Below are 3,987 nucleotides of genomic sequence, written 5' to 3'. Positions count from 1 at the left end.
TAGTATTTCCTTCTCGTTTTTCTTCTCTTTTTTCATAGTTTGCTAAGATAAGTAGACACACTTAATTGAACAGTCTCTTCAGGACTTTACAATGAATAAATACAAACTGTTAATATCTATAAATATCCTATTCATAGAATAAAATAAACTCAAAATCCAATTTAATCTTAGATTAATAAATTGCGATATCACACTATAAACCAAATCTTTACATTCATTTTTTATAGACAATTGTAATTAAACAATAATCTCATATTGAGAGGAAAAGTCCCGAAGGAGACGACATATGTCAGCGATGGAAGCATTCCATCGTAAAGATTGATTGCAATTAATAAACCCTGAAAGGGTGACATAATAAAATCGGACAATCTCAGGCAGCCTTTCATAAAACCATCTTTTGATATTATGTCGTCCTTTCAGGACTTATATCAACACCATGACCTAAGACAGGACTTCGTCCTGCCCTGACATATTACATCCTTTCAGGACTTTACATAAGCTATTTATAATGAGACAGCTATAAAATATTGAGATAGAATCCTCTTGCTCCGACTTGAATACAATATAAACCGTAAGGAAATTACCACTGTAATGTTACTGATATTTACCAGCGCTCCCCCATATTATCTAGTCACAATACGGCAGTACAGACTTCTCTCATCCGATGTCCCTTCGTACTTCCCTCGTTCACAAACGAAACACCTAGGCAGCGGTGGCTGAGCTTTGTCGAAGCCCGGTTCCTACATCCACCACGAAACATTATAACAAAAAAGGAGCAACCTGAAAACTCAAGCCACTCCTTTTTTTATAATCTAATATCTACTTATTACTTTATCACCACCATCTTCTTCGTCGCGGTGTACTTCTCCGTATCCAATTGATAATACAAGACTCCTGACATTCCAAAGTCCTCACTGTTCACCCAGACCTTATTGTAACCTTTACCATAACTGCCTTCGACGACTTTCAATACTTTCCCCGTCACATCGTACATGGTCAAAGTAGCCTCTGAGGCTTCTGGCAAGGTAAATCCGATAGCCGTCTGACCAGCATAGGGATTCGGGGTGTTTTGGTACAAGGCAAAGATCGCATCTCTTCTATTGTACTGCAATTGTATATTCTTCAACTCTTCTGATCCAGTATAGGCCTCAGCCATAATTACCCGATCACTCACAGACAATACATCTCGCAATGAAACATCTGCTTTCGCTCGGACAACCAAGGTAAACAATACCTCATTCTCAGATACGCTGATGGCCTTCCCTTCACTCCAAGAGGCCGTGATAAATCCCGGACGGTATTTCACGTAATTGTCCTCTGTAAAGTTCAATGCGCCCCCTTCGATAGACTCTACCTCTACCGCATTGTTCGCATAAGCTAAGGTGTACTGCATTCCAGTAATTTCATCGAAGTTCTCAGATGTAACATCTACCCGGTACAATTCACCAGATATCAATCCTTGATCCACCACACTCAAATTTAAAGTTGTCAATCCACTTCTCTGACTTCGACCTACATTTTCAGTGCGATTCACATCACCGATCTTCACTCCTACAAAATCTATATTCTGGTCCGCTCTCAAACTAGTCGATTCGAAACTTTCTCTCATACTTCCATCGGACACGAAAAATCTCCAACTCGTATTATTCGCCAACTTTCGATTCGGCGTCAACACCATTCTTCTCGTCTCCAAGATATCAAAGGCATTGATCATACCATTGCCATCGACATCGGCCGCCACTTTATCGTAATCGCTAGTCAATACAGATTCTTGCATTACATGGCTCTGGATAGCTATCACATCTTGAGTAGTTATGCCCTGTCCATGACCGGTGTTTTTCTGTGGTACTATACTCACTGAAGAGCCCCAATCGAGATTGAAGCCATACTGACCATTACCCGTGGTCTCTGCTGTCAATGGACTTCCACTGTTCAAGACAGCCTTCACTTCTACTTCTGCTATCGCCTCTTGATCTTGATCTGTGATCTGACCTGTCAAACTCACATCGCCATTATTGGCCGCACAATTGGCATCGACAACAAATACTATGGTTTGCTCGTAGTCTCTCTCAATGGTTGAACACCAATCTCTAATATTCCACACTCTTGTCAGTTTATACATTTGAGGACCATCTGTTCCTGTGGTTTGTACTTCACTGATGTATTCTTCCTTCACTCCGATGGCGATAGAATTACACAAGGCTCCTACTAAGTCCGCTTTCAATTCAACTTTTCCTGTTACACTTGGTGCTAATTCCGTACTTGCCGCTTCTAATGAAGTTACACAAACAGGTGACTCTTGAGTATAAGTATCAGCAGGTGTATCAAACATTGACATGCCCAATTCACAGGCGCTATTCACATAAATATTTTGTTCCAAGGTAAAGCTCGGTGCTTTCGGTCCACAACCTCCACTGATATCAAATCTTCTGGTGATTATACCATTGCCACAGTCGTCTAGATCTACCCATACGTCTTGTGTTTCGATTCTTGACTGACACAATATAGACAATAAACCTAATGAATGATCTATTGATTCTGCTACCAAATCAGTAGTTCGCTCAGTGACATTGATCCAATCTATGATTCCATCGTGCAAGGTATCCGCTACTTTTGTCACTTCTTCGGTCTCCGCGCAAGTAATGTTCTCAATAGAGAATCGCAAGTCCTCAATAGTGATTTCATTGCCTGCTGCATCGGTGATTACTCCGTTGCTATTCACCCAAGCTGCTTCGTAATAACCAAAGGCTGCATTCAAGGCATCAAAAGCTCCTGTGCTATCGTTTACCGATCCTCCTTCTCCATAGGCTGCTGCCGCTTCAATGATGGATTTATAGTTTACGTTGTAAGACTCACAGGAAATGGCCACATCAGCCAATGCTCTGTGTACTTTCGCTTGTGATTTGTCCTCTACTTCTACGTCTAACCAGCCTTTGCCCCAGTTACACCAGTAATCCATCACCAACAATTCTACCGTCGGTGTCTCACAGGCATCCTCACATTTGAATGGTATCGCTGGGCTCCATCCACCTCCTAGATAGCTCACTTCTTTTCCATATCCCGGTTTGCCCGTAATGGCATCCAAGAAGCCTTCAAATTCCTCGATTTTCAATCTGTTACCATGATCGGCATCCGGTCCGCTACAGTTGTCATTCAACAAAATGTATTTAACCATATCATAAATCCAGCCATGCACCACAAATTCTCCACACTCATAGCTGTCTTCCCACAACCATACCAATTTTTGGTAGTAGTGATTTTCTACAGTCTCTGAGTTTAAGAATTTTTTCAAGGCCGTGATATCATAATCGTATTCTCCACACTGGGATACTCCTGCCAAGGCCCCATCAACATCAGAGAAACCAAGATCTTCGAGCAAGTCGACCCAGTCAGTGTAAGTTTCACCAGTAGGACAAAGATCTACACAAGCTGTATCTGACCACCAGTCCGTTCTACGAGCCAACATCAAGTCGATGCCACAGTTGTCCCAACTGCCTTCGTCAAAGGTCTCTGCATTTACCCAAGCTTCTTTCGTAGTCATGGATACCAATACTTCATCGTCCATGATGACGGTTGGTGGAGTTGCGTCTTTGATCTCTATATATTTAAACCATTCGCTTTGATTCCAACAGCTATCCGCTGCTTCGTATCTTACTTCGGTTTGTACTCCGTGTCCACCGAAAGCTATTCTGATTGGATTGGAGGTATGGGCAAAAGTTACATAACCCTCTTCGGTAGTAGCCAATCTTTCCAATTGTACCGCTCTACCATTGACCATGGCTTTTACACTGTGTAATCCTGAACAATTATCTTTCAAGGTCACACTAGGTACGAATACATCTGCAGCACAGTCATGACTTTCCGTTGTGTATATGATAGGATGGCATTGCTCCCAGTCTTTGGCTGATGAATACTGCTCTCCTGCTCGAATAGCCTCTTCTATCTCTGAGGGATAAGGTTTAAATTGAGATTGCTCATAATCTGATA

The 3,987-nt window shown here is 41.9% G+C and carries 1 protein-coding gene; it reads right to left on the bottom strand.

Annotated features, from left to right (window positions below; genetic code table 11):
* Nucleotides 1-826: 826 nt before the first annotated feature.
* On the bottom strand, nt 827-3,987 hold a 3,161-nt coding region (locus LVD51_RS19855; RefSeq protein WP_236973127.1), incomplete at its 5' end, for a T9SS type A sorting domain-containing protein.

Origin of the sequence: Membranihabitans marinus (assembly GCF_021729155.1) — a bacterium.
GTDB classification, from domain to species: Bacteria; Bacteroidota; Bacteroidia; order Chitinophagales; family Saprospiraceae; genus Membranihabitans; species Membranihabitans marinus.
This window is presented reverse-complemented; position numbering and strand designations above follow the sequence as displayed.